Below are 16,397 nucleotides of genomic sequence, written 5' to 3' on the forward strand. Positions count from 1 at the left end.
CCGCGATCCCGGGTGCAGGCATGGGTGACGACGGCGGACAGGGATCATCTGCTGGCTGAGCTCCCCGTCGTCACGGATGGCGACGCAGAGGACGTCGTGACCATAGACACAGACAGCGCTCGGCAGACCGTCGAGGGATTCGGCGCCGCCCTCACCCATTCGTCCGCCCGGCTGTTGACCGAGATGCCGGCTGCCGCACGGTCCGATCTGCTGCACGAGCTGTTCGCGCCCGACGGTCCGACCCGCTTGTCGGTGATCCGGGTGCCGCTGGGCGGCTCGGACTTCGTCGCGGAGCCGGCGTACACCTACGACGACCTCCCGGCGGGGGAGGAAGACTGGGATCTCGAGCGCTTCAGCACGTCGGCCGACGATGACGAGCTTCGCCCCGTTCTGCGGGAGATTCTCGACATCTCGCCGGAGTTGCGGATCGTCGCCTCGCCGTGGAGCCCGCCCGCGTGGTTGAAAGATTCGGGGCGTCTGGACGGCGGCCGGCTCCGCGACGACGACCGGGCCTACTCGGCCTATGCGGAGTATCTCGTCCGTGCGGTCGAGGAGTCCGCCGCGGCCGGCGTGCCGATCGACTACCTCACGGTGCAGAACGAGCCCCAGGCCCGGTACCCCGACGGCTATCCGGGCACCGACATGCCCGTCGCCGACCAGGTGCGGCTGATCGAGGAGCTCGGCCCGCTGCTCGAGGAGCGTGCGCCCGACGCCCGCATCCTCGCCTACGACCACAACTGGTCGCTGCACCCCGCGGACGCCGCGGACGGAGCGGCGACCGACTACCCGGCGGAGGTGCTCCGCAGCGGCGCGGCGCAGTGGGTCGCCGGTGTCGCCTACCACTGCTACGCCGGCGAACCCACGCGGCAGTCGGCGCTCTACGACGAGTTCCCCGCGGCATCCGTCCACGTGACCGAGTGCTCGGGCTCGCACGCCGAGGGAGACAGCCCGGAGAAGATCTTCTCCGACACGTTCGGTTTCCAGTCCCGGACGCTGCTGATCGGATCCCTCGGCAACTGGGCCAGCACCGTTCTCACGTGGAATGTGGTGCTGGATGCCGCGGGCGGGCCTCATATCGGCGGGTGCGAGACCTGCACCGGGGTCGTCACCGCCGGAACAGACGGCGGGTTCTCGCGGAACGCCGAGTACTACGTGCTCGCCCACGCCGCGAGATTCGTCCCGCCGGGGTCGACGGCGGTGAACACCGCGGGAGACGCCGGGTCCCCGCTCAGCCATACGGCGTTCCGGACGCCGGACGGCTCGATCGTCACGCTCGTATTCAACGATGCGACAGAGGCCCGGGAGACGCGGGTGGTCGCGGGCGAGACCGAGGCGACCGTCAGGCTTCCGGGGAGGTCGCTGGTCACGGTCGTGATGGCGCCGGCCGCGGCATCCTGAACTACCAGAAAGGCGGCGGCGGGATTCGCTCCCGCCGCCGCCTCTCCTCTCTGGCTACCGGGTGACCCGGATCGACGCCGAGCCCTTCGCCGGCTCCACCAGGTCGCTGCCCGAGTACGTCACCCTGATGCGGTGTGTGCCTCGGTCTTGCTCACCGATCGGGATGTCGACCGTGCCATTGGCGAGGGTCCCGATGAACCGCTGGCTGTCGACCCGGAGGGTCACTGTGCCTTCGGCGACGACCCCCTCCTGACGGGGCGCCACCGTGACGGTCACCGTGAACTCGGTGTCGGTGTCACCGCGCGCCGGGTCGGGGGTGACCGTCACCTCGGCATCGGTCCTCACCGTCACGGGCTCGCTGGCCGCGACGCCCGCGGGCCCGATCTCGGGCGTCGCGGTGACCTGGACGCTGAGCTGCGCGCCCCGGTCGGCCTCCTGCACGCGGTAGCGGTCGTCGTCGGCGCCGGGGATCGGCTCGCCGTCGCGCAGCCACTGGTAGGAGAAGTCGAGCGACTCCTGATCCCACACGCCGGTGTCGGCCCGCAGCCGCTTGCCGACCGTGGGGTCGCCCGTGATGGCCGGCAGCGTTGTCGCGACCGGCGCCACGGGCGTCGGGGCTGCCTGCAGTTCGCCGGTCAGCCGGATGTCGGACGAGGAAGTCCCCACGTAGAGCGGTACCGCACCCGCGGGTGTGACCCACGTGTCGGCGTCGACGTCCCAGTAGGAGAACGAATCGGGATCGAGTGAGACCTGGACCCGCTTCCGTTCTCCGGGCTGGAGATCGACCTGTGCCCAGCCGGCGAGCGACTTCGGAGCGGTCTCGACCGCGTCGGTCGGCAGCGGTCCCGCGTACACCTGGACTGTCTCGGTGCCGGCGACGTCGCCCGTATTCTCGACCCGCACATCGACGCTGTACCCCTCGCCCGCGGCGGCCTCCACGCCGTCACTGCGAACCCGCAGCCGCGAGTAGTCGTACGTCGTGTACGACAGGCCGTGGCCGAACGAGTACTGCGGTTCGATGCCGAACTGCTCGTAGCCGCGGTACCCGACGAAGATGCCCTCGGAGAAGGACTGGTCGAGGCCGGTGCCGGGATACTGGGCCGGCGAACTCACGGGGGTGCTCGCTTCGTCCACCGGAATGGTGATCGGCAGGCGGCCCGACGGGTTCACGTCGCCGAACAGGATTCGGGCGATCGCGTTGCCCTGTTCCTGTCCGCCGTACCACGACTGCAGCACGGCGGGGACACTGCCGTCCCACTCGCTGGTCTGCACGGCCGCGCCGGAGGTGAGCACCACGATCGTGCGCGGGTTCGCGGCCGCTACCTGCTGGATCAGCCTGTCCTGCCCGTTCGGCAGGTCGAGGCTCGGCCGGTCGGAGCCCTCCGAGGAGTAGTCGCGGGCGACCACCACGGCGATGTCCGACTCGGCGGCGAGATCGGCCGCCGCTTGGGCCTGTGGTGCGACCACGCCCTCCGGTGCGGTCCACGCCAGCTTCACCGCGGGTCCGGTGTCGGTCTCGGCCGGCACGTCGTTGACGTACTCGACGCGCAGGGTGTGCGATTCGCCCGCGACCAGCGGGATATCGACCGTGCGGATCTCGGCCGTGCCCGACGGGGTGGTGGTGAACACCGCCTCATCGTCGAGATAGACGGTGGTCGTTCCCTTCGACACCAGCGCCAGCTGGTAGGTGCCGTCGACGGGCGCCGTCAGGGAACCCGACCAACGGATCGAGAGGTCGGTGGTGTTGAGAGCGCCCGTCTGGAGCGGGAAGTGCGGGGACGACGAGTTGAAGCCCTCGTAGAGCAGGAACCCGCCGTTGACGCCGACGTACGGTTCGACCCGGTCCTCGGTCGGCTCTCCCGAGAAGTCCTGGTTTGCGAAGTACTCGGCGTAGAGACCCTGGCCCTCGCCGATCGACGGTGTCAGGTAGTCGGACGGAATCGGCTGGGGCCCGGGCAGGAGCGCGGTACCGGTCACGGGATCCGCGCCGGCGATGTGCGTCACCGCGACGTCGTCACCGGCCCGCTCGGAGATGCCCTGCAGCGGGCTCACCGTGTAGGTCGGCAGCACTTGCGAGCTGCCGCCGCCCTGCACCGCGACATCCGCATCCGCTCCGATCACGGCGATCGACGCGGCGTCTCCGGCCAACGGCAGGAGATCGTCGTTCTTGAGCAGCACCATTCCCCGTTCGGCGAACTCACGTGCCTGCGCTCCGTGCTCGGCCTCCGGCAGGGGCTGGACCACGGGACGCTGGTCGAACAGGCCCAGTGCGAACATCGGGCGCAGAATGCGCGTCACGGCATCGTCGACACGCGCGATCGGAACCTCGCCGGCATTGACGGCGTCGATCAGCGGCTGGCCGAAGAAACTGGTTCCCGGCTGCTCATCGGGGCTGAAATTGCCCGGCATCTCCTGGTCGAGACCGGCCATGATCGCGGCGGTGGTGCTGTGCGTCGCACCGTAGTCGCTCATCACCCAGCCTTGGAAGTCGAACTGCTCCTTCAGGATCGTCGTCAGGATGTCGGGACTCTCGCAGGCGTAGAGGCCGTTCACCTTGTTGAAGGCGCACATCGCCGAACCCGGATGCCCGCTCTCCACTCCGATGTCGAACGGGCGCGAGTAGATCTCCTGAAGCGTGCGCTCGTCGACGACCGCGTTGCCGCCGACGAGGCGGTTCTGCTCCTGGGTGTAGACGTTGTAGTGCTTGACGTCGCCGATCACCGGCTGGGACTGGATGCCCTGAAGGTTGTTGGCACCCATCGTGCCGGAGAGCAGCGGGTCCTCGCCGAACGCCTCGAAGGCACGGCCCGCGAGGGCGACGCGGGCGATGTCGACGGCGGGGGAGAGCAGCACGTTGTGGCCGCTGCTGAACGCCTCTTCCGCCGCGAGCTGGCCGTACTGCTCGCTCAGTTCTTCATCCCATGTCGCCGCCATGAGCAGCGGCGAGGGCAACTCGGTCGAACGCTTGCCGTTCACCTCGGGATTGGCGATGCGGGTACCGGCGGGGCCGTCGGCCATGGTGAGCGCCGGGATCCCGAGCCGCTCGATCGGCGCGTTGTAGAAGCCGTAGTAGTTGTTGAGCTCGCCGTGCAGCATGTCGACCTTCTCCTCGAGGGTCATCTGGGCGAGTAGCGCTGCAGCGCGGTCAGTGGCTTCTTGATTGTCTTCCCAACCGGTCGACGGCACCGCGGCTTGTAGCGAAACCTCGTCGCCAGCGACCGGGTCGTCGGGGTCGGTCGCTGCCGAGACAATGCCCGGCGAAGCGAGAAGAAGGGCGGCGGCGGTGACCGCCGCGAGCGAAATGCCGACCCGTCGGTATCCGGGACGTGAACGCAACATCATTGTTGGACTCCTCAAAATAGGTTGAGGTCCGCACGTGTTATCGGGAATGCATCGCGATCGGTCTGCGGGGCAACGACGTCGTAATGCCTGCACAACGGGCTTCTAATGAAACAAGTTCGTCACTGGACGCGAGCGGTGTCAACAAGTGTGAGACGCTCCTAATGAACGGGCAGCTCGTGCAGCGGTCGCGACGTCAGCAGCAGTCGCAGGCCTCGACCTCGCGCTCGCCGGTGAGAGCGGAGACCGGTACCGTGCAGGCCTCGCCCCGCCACGCTTCGAGACCCTCGCGCACGGCGAAGACGGCGATCACCAGTGCGGCGACCGAGTCCGCCCACGCCCAGCCCAGCAGCGAGTTGAGCAACAGTCCGACGAGCAGTGCCGCCGACAGGTAGCTGCAGATCAGGGTCTGCTTCGAGTCCGCGATTGCGGAGGCCGAGCCGAGTTCCCTGCCGGTGCGGCGTTCGAACCAGCTCAAGACGGGCATGACCGCGAGGCTCACCGCCGCGAGCGCGATACCGACCGGGCTGTGTTCCGCTCCGCGCGGACCGAAGAGCGAGAGGGCGGCGTCGACGACGACGTAGGCGGCGAGGCCGAAGAACGAGAACGCGATGACCCGCAGCGCTGCCCGCTCGCGCTTCTCGGGGTCGGGCGCCGAGAACTGCCAGGCGACTGCCGCCGCGGAGAGAACCTCGACGAGCGAATCGAGGCCGAACCCGATCAGCGCGGCCGACGAGGCGACACTGCCCGCGGCGAGAGCGACGATCGCCTCGACCACGTTGTAGGCGATCGTGATCCCGACGATGATGCGGATGCGGCGCTGGAGGGTTGTCTTGCGCTCGGCACCGAGCGGGCGCAGAGCCGTGGCGGTCACGCGGCGTCCCCGCAGCAGAACGGCACGTCGCAGTTCTCCTCCGTGCAGGCTTCCCCGTCGTCGACGGCGAGCACGACGTCGACCAGCGAAGCGAGAGCGCGGGTGAGGTGCGGGTCGGCGATCTCGTACCGCGTTTGCCGGCCCTCGGGCACCGCGGCGACGATGCCGCAGCCGCGCAGGCAGCTCAGATGGTTGGACACGTTGGTGCGGGTGAGGCCGAGATCGCGTGCCAACTGCGCGGGATACCCGGGGGCGTCGAAAAGACTCATCAGGATGCGCGACCGGTTGGGATCGGCCATGGCGCGGCCCAGGCGGTTCATGACATCGAGACGGCTCGCAATGGTCAGCATGCGCTGACTATACAGCGTACACTGACCCATCCACCAGCGACCCCGCTCCGACGAGCGGGGCCACGTGCGGTGACGGGGCTACTTGACGATGCCGAAGCCGCCGGTCCAGCTGATCTTCTCGCCGGCGGCGAGAGTCAGCTGGAGGAAGCCGATGGCCTCGAGCTCGTGCGCGCGCGACAGCGAACCGGCGTCGATGGCCTGGACTCCGCCGGCCTCGATGAGGCCCACGACGGTCTCCTTCGCCGCGGCGTCGTCGCCCGCGATGAGCACCGTCGTCGCGAGGTCGCCGACCTTCTTCGAGGCGAGGGTCGCGGCGAAGGTGGTGTTGAACCCCTTCAGGACCGTGCTCGAGGGCAGTGCGGCGGCGAGCTCGGCGGTGGCGGAGCTGCCGGTCGGAACGACGAGGCCGTCGAAGGTCGCGAAGTCGAGAGGGTTCGTTGTCTCGACGACGATCTTGCCCGCGAGCTGGTCGGCGTACTTCGCCGCGATGTCGGCGAGGGCGGTGTACGGCACGGCCAGGACGACGACGTCGCCGGTGATGGTGCCGGTCGCGCCGGTGCCGATGTGGTCGACGGAGGCGCCGCCCGAGGCGAGGACGCCCGCGATGGCGCTACCCATGTTGCCGGTTCCGAAGATGGTGACGGTGGTCATGTGATGCTCCTTGTCTGGGGCCCGGAGGGCCGGAATTCGTTCTACGAGCAACCTACGCCCATTTAGTTGTTGCGACAACCATTTCTCTGACAGCGAAACGACGTGGCAGGGCGGGCGTGCCCGTCACGTGCGGTCCGGGGGTGCCGCAGGCTTCGGCCGCGCCATCCGGGGGACCACCACCTCGTTGACGATGAGAACGACGGATGCCACGACCGGAATGGCCACGAGGGCTCCGAGTAATCCCAGCAGGCTGCCGCCCACCATCGCGCCGATGAGCACGAGCGAGGCGGGGATCGCCATCGCGCGGCTCATGATGCGCGGGCAGAGCACGTACGCCTCCAGCTGCATGTACGCGATGAGCGCGACGGCGGCGACGAGCGCGGCGGTGGGGGAGGTGAACAGGCTGATCGCCACGACGATGACCGTGCTGACTACGCTGCCGACGAGCGGGATCATCGTGATGATCAGGGCGAGCGCCGCGAGGATGCCGGCGAAGGGCACGCCGAGGATCAGCAGCAGCACGAGCGTGAACAACGCGTTGAGCACGCCCATCAGCGCCATGCCGCCGAGGTAGCGTCCGATCGACCGGGCGATGCGCTCGGCGAGCCCGACGAACGTGGGGCGGGAGTCGATCGGCACGAGCGAGTACACGGCGCGCGTGATCGCGGGAAGCGAGCCGAGGAAGAACAGCGTCAGCACGACGATGAAGATGCCGAGCACGGTGCCGTTGAGCAGGCCGATGCCGGCCTGCAGCACGCCGCCGCCCACCGAGAGCCAGGTGTCGGGGTGCCCGACGAAGTCGATCACCGCCGCCTCGATCGCGGTGAGCACGCCCTCGGTCGACTCGTCGAGCGCGATGAACCACGGCTGGCTGCTCAGTTCGCGCAGGTACGCGGGTGCGCCGTTCACGAGGTCGACCGCCTGCGCGGAGACGACGGGCACGATCGCCCAGCCGAGCAACGCGAGCACGGCCGCGAAGACGACCACCACGATCGTCACTCCGCCGGCGCGGGGGACGCCCCGCGCTTCGAGCCGGGCGACGAGGGGGTCGAGTCCGAGGCTGATGAACCCCGCGGCGGCGATGCAGGCGAGGATGCCGCCGAGACTCGCGGCCGCCAGCGCGAGGGCGATCGCGAGGAGGGCTCCGACCGTCGCGGAGAACCCGATTGTGAATGCCCGACCAGACATCGTCGCCATCCTCTGCAGTGAGGGCAGTGAAACGATCCCAGAGTAGACCCGGGCGGCCGCCCGCCGACAGGACGGAATCGTCCGGTCGGCCGCTCGACAGGACCAATCGGGCGGCGTGCGCCGCGGCATCCTGTTGGCCGACGAAGCGAGTTACTTGTCGATGACCCGCACGAGCTCTTCGATGAACTCGGTGAACCCGGTCGACCGGCGGATCAGCTCGAGCACGTCGGCGCGGTCGGCGAACACCTCGACGAACTGGTCGAACACGTTCTGGAACGACGCGCGCCCGCTCGACGAGAACGCGATGAGGGCGATCACGTTCACCCGGTTCTCGCCCCACGGCATCGCCGTCTCGTTCACCGCGATGGCGATCGAGGTGCGGGTGGCGCTCATGGCCATGGCGTGCGGCACGGCGATCGACTCGGTGAACGCCGTCGACGACAGGGCCTCGCGCTCGATGGCGCCCGTGATGTAGCTCTCGTCGATGATCCCGCGCTCGAGCATCAGGTCGCCGAGCTTGCGGATCATCGCAGCCTCGCTGTCGGCCTGCTCGTTGCGCAGGAACAGCGCCTCGTCGAAGTAGAGCAGCAGGTCGTCCTTGATGCGGATGCGGCGACGGTGGCGGCGCAGCTTCGAGATCGCGCGACGGATGTTCTCCACGTCGCCCTCGGTGAGGAACGGCTGGATGACCACGACGTTGTCGGCCGCGCCCTTCACCGCGATGGTGGTGAGCACCAGGTCGGTGACGAACTCGCTCCAGTTGACGTCGGTGCGGGTGACGACCACCTCGATCGAGACCTCGTCGCCGAGCGCCTTCTCGATGTGCTGGCGCAGGATGTCGTGCATGTCGTAGTAGCCGGGCGATACGATCGCGACCGTGAGGCGTTCTTCGCTGCGCGACTGCCGTTCGAGGTGTGAGCCGATGTGCATCGCGATGTACGAGATCTCGTCGTCGTTGATGGTGATCGACTTCTCGCGCTGGATCTGGCTCGCCATAAACACGGCGACGTCGTAGATCATCGGGTACGACGTCTTGATCGAGCGCACGAGCGGGTTGCGCGAGTAGGAGTTGTCCTGCGCCCGAGCGATGAGATTGCCGACGTGCAGCGCGAACCGCACCATAAACGCCTCGTCGTCGAGGTCGAGCAGGTACTCCTCGCCCACCTGCGCGACCACGCGGCGCACGGTGTCGAGGTGCTCCGGCACGACGTAGTTGTCGACGACCGACTGCACCGGCTCGTTCTGCCCCGGCGTGATGACGCGCGTCGTCAGCAGCTTCGCCAGGTACTCGATGTCTGTGCGGTCGAGCTGCACCCCGAAGTGATCGAGAGTGAGCTCGGAGAGCGCGGCGGTCACGGGTGCGTCCGGCTGGCTCGCGGCATCCGTTGCCGTCGACGGCGGCGAATTGGGGCGTCGGATGACGCGGTCCACGGCGATCGCGACGTGCAGCAGCACGCTGTTGACGCCGTATTCGTTGACGAAGTAGCCCTGGGAGTCGAGCATCGCGATCAGCCGGGTCTTGAAGACGCCGAGGTCTTCGGAGACGAACTCCTTCTGCACGGTCTCGAGCTCGAGGAAACCCTGCGCGCTCTCGCGGCGGAAGATCTTGCTGAGCACACGGCGGTACTCGGCCTCTGAGCCGGTCAGCGTCACGATGCTGCCCTGGCGGCTGAGGGTGAGCCCGGCGTCTTCGCCGAGCGCCTTCACCTTGCGCAGGTCGGTTTCGATCGTCGATTCGCTCACATAGAGGCTGTCGGCGAGGTCGTGGATGTCGAGGCCGCCGGGTGCGTCGGTGAGACGCCGCACCAAGTGGTGTACCCGGTCGCGCGGGGTCTCGCCCTCGTGGCCGCGACCGCCGGACGCGAACGTGGCGTAGGCCTCCCGGTTGAGCCGGTAGCCGTTGGTCGACGACGAGATGATGCTGAGCGGGTGGGCCGCGGCTTTGGCGGCGGTGACGTAGCTGCGCACACTGCGGGTCGTGACACCGAGGTGTTCTGCCAGCTCTGCCGCTGTCACCCGGGTGTCGCTCTGCGAGAGGTAGTCCAGCAGGCGCTCGTACTTATCGCTCATTTACAGCAACTTAACCATGTTCTTCGGGGGCGTCGCGCACGGGAAGCCCATCTTTCCGCGAGTGCGGAAAGGAAACTACTGGATCGCTGCGTTGATTAGTTCAAAGATAGAGGCCTAAGCACGTCGATTCGCTGTATCACCAGGGAACGCAAGGAGGCGATCCATGACTACCGTTCTGATCGTCTGCGGTGCCGGCGCTTCGAGTACCTTCCTCGCCAGCCGCATGCGCGCGATCGCCCGCACCCGCGGCGTCGACGTCACCGTCCAGGCCGCGAGCGACGACGAGATCGACGAGCGTCTCCCCTTCGTCGACGTGATCCTCGTCGGGTCGCACCTCTCCGGCAGCTTCGATGTCATCCGTACCCGCGCCGCCGAACACGGTGTGCCCGCTGGCCTCCTCGACGCGTCCGTCTTCGGTCCCACCGGCGCCGACGACGCCTTCGACCTTCTCTCGACGCTGGCCCCACACGGGCTGGCGGATTCCCGCACCCTAACAAAGGAAACTCCCCATGCCTGATCGCAGTGTCGTTATCGCCTCGGCCAACGGCCTCCACGCCCGACCGGCGTCGCTCTTCGTACAGGCCGTCGCGGCTTCCGGACTCGCCGTCGAGCTCACCCGGGGCGACAAGACGCTCAACGCGTCGAGCATCCTCGGACTCATCTCCCTCGGACTGCAGCACGGCGACGAGGTCACCCTGCACGCCGAGGGCGACAACGCGGACGCCGTCCTCGACGACCTTGCCGGCTTCCTCGGAACGGACCACGACGCATGAGCGACTCCGTCTCCCTCTCCGGCGTAGGAATCGGCCGCGGCCTCGCCCTCGGCCCGATCCTGCGCATGCCCGACCCGCTTCCCGAGCCCGCGGACGTCGCGAGCACCGTCGGCGCTGACGCCGAGAAGGTCCGCTCTGCCGGTGCCCTCGCGGCGACGGCCGCCGACATCCGTCTGCGCGGACAGCGCGCCGGCGGCGCGGCCAAGGACGTGCTCGACGCCCAGGCGTTTATGGCCGAAGACCCCACGCTCAAGGACGACGTCGACGCCCGCATCACCTCCGGCAAGACCGCGGAGCGCGCCGTCTACGAGGCGTTCGCCGCCTTCCGTGACCTGCTCACCAGCATGGGCGGCTACATGGGGGAGCGCGCGACCGACCTCAACGACGTCTCACAACGCGTCGTCGCCCACCTCCAGGGCGTCTCGGCCCCCGGCGTGCCGGATCCCGACTACAAGTTCGTCCTCGTCGCCCGCGACCTCGCTCCGGCCGACACCGCCCTGCTCGACCTCGACAAGGTGCTCGCGCTCATCACCAGCGACGGCGGACCGACCTCGCACACGGCGATCCTCGCCCGCGAGAAGTCGATCGTCGCGGTCGTGGGCGCAACCGGCGCCCTCGAGCTCACCGACGACCAGACCGTCATCGTCGACGCCACCACGGGCGCCGTGACCGTCGACCCGACCGACGAGCAGAAGGCAGCGGCCGAGGCGACCATCGCCTCCCGTGCCGCAGCCGCCGATGTGCCCGTCGGACCGGGCGCGCTCGCCGACGGCACCGCGGTGCCGCTGCTCGCGAACCTCGGCTCCGTCGACGGCGCCGAGCCCGCGATCGAGAAGGGCGCGGAGGGCGTCGGCCTGTTCCGCACCGAGTTCCTCTTCCTCGACGCCGACCGTGCCCCGACCGTCGCCGAGCAGCAGGAGAAGTACACCCAGCTGCTCACCGCGTTCGCCGGCAAGAAGGTCGTCGTGCGTGCGCTCGACGCCGGAGCCGACAAGCCGCTCAGCTTCCTCAACGACGCGCCGGAGGAGAACCCGGCCCTCGGGCTGCGCGGCATCCGCGCGCTCCGTGCCAACGAGCCGATCCTGCGCGACCAGCTCACCGCCCTCGCGAACGCCGACGCGGCCACCGACGCCGACCTCTGGGTCATGGCGCCGATGGTGTCGACCGTCGAGGAGTCGCGCTACTTCACCAAGCTGGCGAAGGAACTCGGCATCAAGACCGCCGGCGTGATGATCGAGGTCCCCGCGGCGGCACTGCTCGCCGACCGAATCCTGCCCGAGACCGACTTCGCGAGCATCGGAACCAACGACCTCACGCAGTACACCCTCGCGGCCGACCGCCTCCTGGGCTCGGTCGCCTCGTTCCAGGACCCGTGGCACCCCGCCGTTCTCCGCCTGGTCGGAGAAGTCGGCCGTGCAGGCGCGTCGCTCGGCAAGCCCGTCGGAATCTGCGGCGAGGCCGCGGCCGACCCGCTGCTCGCCGTCGTGCTCGTCGGCCTCGGAGCCACGTCCCTCTCGATGTCGCCCGCGGCTCTCGCCGACGTGCGCGCCGAACTGGCCCGGTTCAGCCTGGATCAGGCCAAGGAATTCGCCGAACTCGCACTCTCGGCAAATAGCGCAGTAGAGGCCCGCGTCGCCGTGGTCAACGCTGCGAACGCATTCACCACTTCCATCTCAACCATCACAGAATCGGAGTAAGACCCATGACAACGACGTCCTCACCCACGCGCGGATCAGCGAAAGTAGGTGTTCAGAAGTTCGGCACGTTCGTCAGTGGAATGGTGCTGCCGAACATCGCCGCCTTCATCGCCTGGGGCCTCATCACCGCCCTCTTCATCGAGACCGGATGGCTTCCGCTGCTCGGAATCGACGCCACCTGGGTACAGCAGCTCGGTGGCTGGAGCAGCGACCCCGACGTGGTGAACACGGGCCTCGTCGGCCCGATGATCACCTACCTGCTTCCCCTCCTGATCGCGAACACCGGTGGCCGCATGGTCTACGGTCTCCGCGGCGGTGTGGTCGGAACCATCGCCACCATGGGTGTCATCGTCGGAGCGGGCATCCCGATGTTCCTCGGCGCGATGATCGTCGGCCCCGGTGCCGCGTGGGTCATGAAGAAGGTCGACCAGCTCTGGGCCGGCAAGATCAAGGCCGGCTTCGAAATGCTCGTCGACAACTTCTCCGGCGGAATCGTCGGAGCGGCCCTCGCGGTGCTGTCGTTCTTCGTCATCGCCCCGGCGGTCACGGCGATCAGCAGCTTCCTCGAGTGGGTCGTCAAGATCCTGGTCGACACGTCGCTGCTGCCCCTCGCCAGCGTCTTCGTCGAGCCCGGCAAGATCCTGTTCCTGAACAACGCCATCAACCACGGTGTCTTCACCCCGCTCGGCACCATCGAGTCGGAGCGCACCGGACAGTCGATCCTCTTCCTCATCGAAGCGAACCCCGGCCCCGGCCTCGGCCTGCTGCTCGCCTTCGCCGTCTTCGGTGTCGGCCTGCTGCGCGCCAGCGCTCCCGGCGCGATCCTCATCCAGTTCGTCGGCGGTATCCACGAGATCTACTTCCCCTACGTTCTGGCGAAGCCGCTCCTCATCGTCGCCGTCATCGCCGGTGGCGCGAGCGGTGTGCTCACGAACGTGATCTTCCAGTCGGGACTGCGCGCACCCGCGTCGCCCGGCTCGATCATCGCGATCCTCGCCCAGACGCCTCCCGGAAGCTTCGTCGGCGTCATCCTGTCGGTCATCATCTCGGCCGGTGTCTCGTTCCTCGTGGCGTCCATCATCATCCGCGCGAGCCGTAAGACCGACCTCGAGGCCATCAACGCCGGCAACGACACCGCTCTCGCGGACGCCGTCGCCAAGAACGCCGCCAACAAGGGCCGCGACAGCCAGGTCGGTTCGCTCCTCGGCGACGCGGCAGCTGCTCCCGCCGCCGCGACCGCGACTGCCGCGACCAGCAACGCGCCGATCACCTCGATCGTCTTCGCCTGCGACGCCGGCATGGGCTCGAGCGCCATGGGTGCCACGGTCATGCGCAACAAGATCAAGAAGGCCGGAATCGAAGGGGTCACCGTCGTCAACCAGGCGATCGCGAACCTAGACGGCACCGCCGACCTGGTCATCACGCAGCGCGAACTGACTCCCCGTGCCACGGAGAAGTCGCCGAACGCGCAGCACGTCTCTGTCGACAACTTCATGAACAGCCCGAAGTACGACGAGGTCGTAGCGCTGCTCGAGTCCCAGAAGGCCTCGAAGTAACACCCACCACCAGCTCCACCAGCACCACCGAATAGCCAGGAAGAAAGAGGAATCGCATGAGCAACGTGCTTGAACTTGCACAGATCAATCTGCACGGGTCGGCCACGACCCCCGCGGAAGCGATCGACGAAGTAGGAAAGCTGCTCGTCGCCTCGGGCGCCGTGACCGACGATTACATCGCCTTCATGCACGACCGTGAAGCGACCGTATCGACGTACATGGGCAACTTCCTGGCTATTCCGCACGGCACGAACGAGGGCAAGGACACGATCTCGAAGTCCGCGCTCTCGTTCGTGCGGTACGACAACCCCATCGACTGGGGCGGCAACGAGGTGCGATTCGTCGTCGGCATCGCCGGCAAGGACGGCGGCCACATGGAGGTCCTGTCCTCCATCGCCATCGTGTTCAGCGAGGACGACGACGTGGCCAAGCTGCTCGCCGCCCAGACCCCCGAAGAAATCATGGAGATCCTCGGGGACGTGAACGCGTGAAGGCCGTACATTTCGGCGCCGGAAACATCGGCCGCGGCTTCGTCGGGCTGATCCTGCACAAGGCCGGCTACGAGGTCGTCTTCGCCGACGTCAACGCCGAGCTCATCGACGCCCTCGCGTCGACGCCGAGCTACGTCGTGACCGAGGTCGGCGACGGCGGCACCGAGTGGACCGTCGACAACTACCGCGCCCTCAACAGCGCCACCCACGAGGACGACGTCGTCGCCGAGATCGCGTCGGCCGACATCGTCACCACTGCCGTCGGACCGAACGTCCTACGCTTCGTCGCCCCGCTCATCGCGAAGGCGATCGAACAGCGCTCCGCCGACCTCGCGCCGCTCGTCGTAATGGCGTGCGAGAACGCGATCAACGCCACCGACCTGCTGCGCATCGAGGTCGAGAAGACCCTCCCGGGCGCGGGCGCCGTCTTCGCCAACACGGCGGTCGACCGCATCGTCCCCGGCCAGGACCCCGACGCCGGACTCAACGTCACCGTCGAGTCCTTCTTCGAGTGGGCCATCGAGAGCACCCCGTTCGGTGACTCGACCCCCGTGATCCCCGACGCCCACTTCGTCGAGGACCTCGCCCCCTACATCGAGCGCAAGCTCTTCACCGTCAACACGGGACACGCCACCGCCGCGTACCACGGCTTCGCGGCCGGAGTCGCGTCGATGTCGGACGCCTTCTCCACGCCGGCGATCGCCGACGAGGTGCGGGCAGTGCTCGCCGAGACCAAGGCCCTCCTCGTGGCGAAGCACGGCTTCGACCCCGAGGTGCAGCAGGCGTACATCGACAAGAACATGGTGCGTTTCGCGAACCCGCAGCTGAGCGACACCGTCGACCGTGTCGGTCGCCAGCCGCTGCGCAAACTGAGCCGCAACGAGCGCTTCGTCGGCCCGGCGGCGGAGCTCGCGGAACGCGGCATCCCGTCTGATGCCCTCGTGCGCACCATGGGCGTCGCCCTGAAGTTCGACGTGCCGGAGGACCCGCAGAGCGTCGAGCTGCAGCAGCTGCTCGCGACCGCGACCCCCGAGGAGTTCGTGGCGCAGGTCACCGGCCTCGACGAGTCGCACCCGCTCTACGCCGCCGTCGTCTCCGTCGTCCGTGCCCACACGAGCTGAGCCCACACGGCCCGCCCCACGCACGCCCTAGGCTGAGGGGATGAGCCTTCCCGAGTCCGCGATCGCCGTCGCCCAATTCGCGCCGGTCGCGGATTCGGCGGCGAACCTCGCCAGCATCCGCCTCCTCGCCGAACGCGCGGCGGGCAGGGGAGCGACGCTCGTCGTGTTCCCCGAATACTCGTCGTATTTCACGCCCACGCTCGATCAGGGCTTTGTGGATGCCGCGGAAGAGGTTGACGGCCCGTTCGTCACCGGGCTCGCCGCCCTCGCCGCCGAGCTGGGTGTACACCTCGTGGCGGGTCTCGTCGAGAAGACCGGGGAGGCGTCGCGGTTCTCGAACACCCTGGTCGTCCTGGACCCGGCCGGTCAGCTCATCGCGGTGTACCGCAAGATCCACCTCTACGACGCGTTCGGCGGCAAGGAGTCGGACTGGGTCGTCCCGGGGCCCCTCGACGCACCGCAGACCTTCGGATGGGGCGGCTTCACCGTCGGGTTGCAGACCTGCTACGACATCCGCTTCCCCGAAGTCACCCGCCGTCTCGTCGACGCGGGCGCCGACCTCGTGCTCGTTCCGGCCGAGTGGGTCCGCGGCCCGCTCAAAGAGCACCACTGGCGCACCCTGCTGACCGCCCGCGCCATCGAGAATACGGTGTACCTCGCGGCCGCCGACCAGGCGCCGCCGATCGGATCCGGCAACAGCATGGTGCTCGACCCGATGGGCATCGAACTCGCCACAGTCGGGGAATCCACAGATATAGCGGTCGCATGGGTCTCGCCGCAACGAATCGCCGAAACCCGCGTAATAAACCCCGCATTAGTTCTCCGACGCCTCGGTAAATGAACCCGGGGGCCGTCGCCGTCGAATAGAGTTAGCGAAGTACTTTCGGGG

Annotated in this window: 14 protein-coding genes; 8 read left to right on the forward strand and 6 right to left on the reverse strand. The window is 68.2% G+C overall.

All coding sequences use genetic code 11. The annotated features are described in order from the left end of the window. Positions 1-96: 96 nt before the first annotated feature. Positions 97-1,398 (forward strand): glycoside hydrolase family 30 beta sandwich domain-containing protein, encoded by a 1,302-nt coding sequence (locus HD599_RS04070; protein ID WP_184233862.1) that lies wholly within the window; start codon positions 97-99, stop codon positions 1,396-1,398. A 54-nt stretch (positions 1,399-1,452) separates the two neighbouring features. Here the strand turns inward: HD599_RS04070 and HD599_RS04075 are convergent, their stop codons facing one another. The 6 genes from HD599_RS04075 to HD599_RS04100 all read right to left on the reverse strand — a co-directional run bounded on the left by HD599_RS04075 (position 1,453) and on the right by HD599_RS04100 (position 9,870). Beyond that, entirely contained in the window at positions 1,453-4,740 is a 3,288-nt protein-coding gene (locus HD599_RS04075; protein ID WP_184233864.1) for a glycoside hydrolase family 3 C-terminal domain-containing protein, read from the reverse strand. Between the two features lie 193 nt (positions 4,741-4,933). Beyond that, the gene (locus HD599_RS04080) at positions 4,934-5,611 is read right to left on the reverse strand and encodes a cation efflux transmembrane domain-containing protein (protein WP_184233866.1); all 678 of its coding nucleotides are present in this window, start codon (positions 5,609-5,611) and stop codon (positions 4,934-4,936) included. Continuing rightward, entirely contained in the window at positions 5,608-5,961 is a 354-nt protein-coding gene (cmtR, locus tag HD599_RS04085; RefSeq protein WP_184233868.1) for a Cd(II)/Pb(II)-sensing metalloregulatory transcriptional regulator CmtR, read from the reverse strand. Before cmtR ends, HD599_RS04080 begins: the two co-directional genes overlap by 4 nt. 78 nt (positions 5,962-6,039) lie before the next feature. Next, positions 6,040-6,612 carry an NADPH-dependent F420 reductase gene (locus HD599_RS04090; RefSeq protein WP_184233870.1) on the reverse strand — a complete coding sequence of 191 codons (573 nt, stop codon included), beginning with the start codon at positions 6,610-6,612 and terminating at the stop codon, positions 6,040-6,042. A 123-nt stretch (positions 6,613-6,735) separates the two neighbouring features. Then, a complete protein-coding gene (locus HD599_RS04095; protein ID WP_184233872.1) occupies positions 6,736-7,800 on the reverse strand; it encodes an AI-2E family transporter in 1,065 nt (354 codons plus the stop codon). Between the two features lie 150 nt (positions 7,801-7,950). After that, positions 7,951-9,870: a BglG family transcription antiterminator gene (locus HD599_RS04100; RefSeq protein ID WP_184233874.1), complete on the reverse strand. Its 1,920-nt coding sequence runs from the start codon at positions 9,868-9,870 to the stop codon at positions 7,951-7,953. A 163-nt stretch (positions 9,871-10,033) separates the two neighbouring features. On the opposite strand from HD599_RS04100, the gene HD599_RS04105 reads away from it, so the two are divergent. Genes HD599_RS04105 through HD599_RS04135 form a run of 7 tightly spaced genes read left to right on the forward strand, consistent with a single transcriptional unit; the run spans position 10,034 to position 16,349 of the window. Continuing rightward, positions 10,034-10,387, forward strand: coding sequence for a PTS sugar transporter subunit IIB (locus HD599_RS04105; RefSeq protein ID WP_184233876.1), 354 nt, complete (start codon positions 10,034-10,036; stop codon positions 10,385-10,387). After that, entirely contained in the window at positions 10,380-10,643 is a 264-nt protein-coding gene (locus HD599_RS04110; RefSeq protein ID WP_184233878.1) for an HPr family phosphocarrier protein, read from the forward strand. Before HD599_RS04105 ends, HD599_RS04110 begins: the two co-directional genes overlap by 8 nt. Beyond that, positions 10,640-12,340 carry a phosphoenolpyruvate--protein phosphotransferase gene (gene ptsP, locus HD599_RS04115; protein WP_184233880.1) on the forward strand — a complete coding sequence of 567 codons (1,701 nt, stop codon included), beginning with the start codon at positions 10,640-10,642 and terminating at the stop codon, positions 12,338-12,340. The genes HD599_RS04110 and ptsP overlap by 4 nt, the downstream gene beginning before the upstream one ends. Before the next feature lie 5 nt (positions 12,341-12,345). Beyond that, positions 12,346-13,896 carry a PTS mannitol transporter subunit IIBC gene (locus tag HD599_RS04120; RefSeq protein ID WP_184233882.1) on the forward strand — a complete coding sequence of 517 codons (1,551 nt, stop codon included), beginning with the start codon at positions 12,346-12,348 and terminating at the stop codon, positions 13,894-13,896. A gap of 56 nt (positions 13,897-13,952) precedes the next feature. Further along, complete coding sequence (locus HD599_RS04125; RefSeq protein ID WP_184233884.1) at positions 13,953-14,387, forward strand: PTS mannitol transporter subunit IIA; 435 nt, start codon at positions 13,953-13,955, stop codon at positions 14,385-14,387. Further along, entirely contained in the window at positions 14,384-15,508 is a 1,125-nt protein-coding gene (locus HD599_RS04130; RefSeq protein ID WP_184233886.1) for a mannitol-1-phosphate 5-dehydrogenase, read from the forward strand. The genes HD599_RS04125 and HD599_RS04130 overlap by 4 nt, the downstream gene beginning before the upstream one ends. 40 nt (positions 15,509-15,548) lie before the next feature. After that, positions 15,549-16,349 carry a carbon-nitrogen hydrolase family protein gene (locus tag HD599_RS04135; RefSeq protein WP_184233888.1) on the forward strand — a complete coding sequence of 267 codons (801 nt, stop codon included), beginning with the start codon at positions 15,549-15,551 and terminating at the stop codon, positions 16,347-16,349. Positions 16,350-16,397 lie beyond the last annotated feature (48 nt).

The organism is Conyzicola lurida (assembly GCF_014204935.1).
Classification (GTDB): domain Bacteria; phylum Actinomycetota; class Actinomycetes; order Actinomycetales; family Microbacteriaceae; genus Conyzicola; species Conyzicola lurida.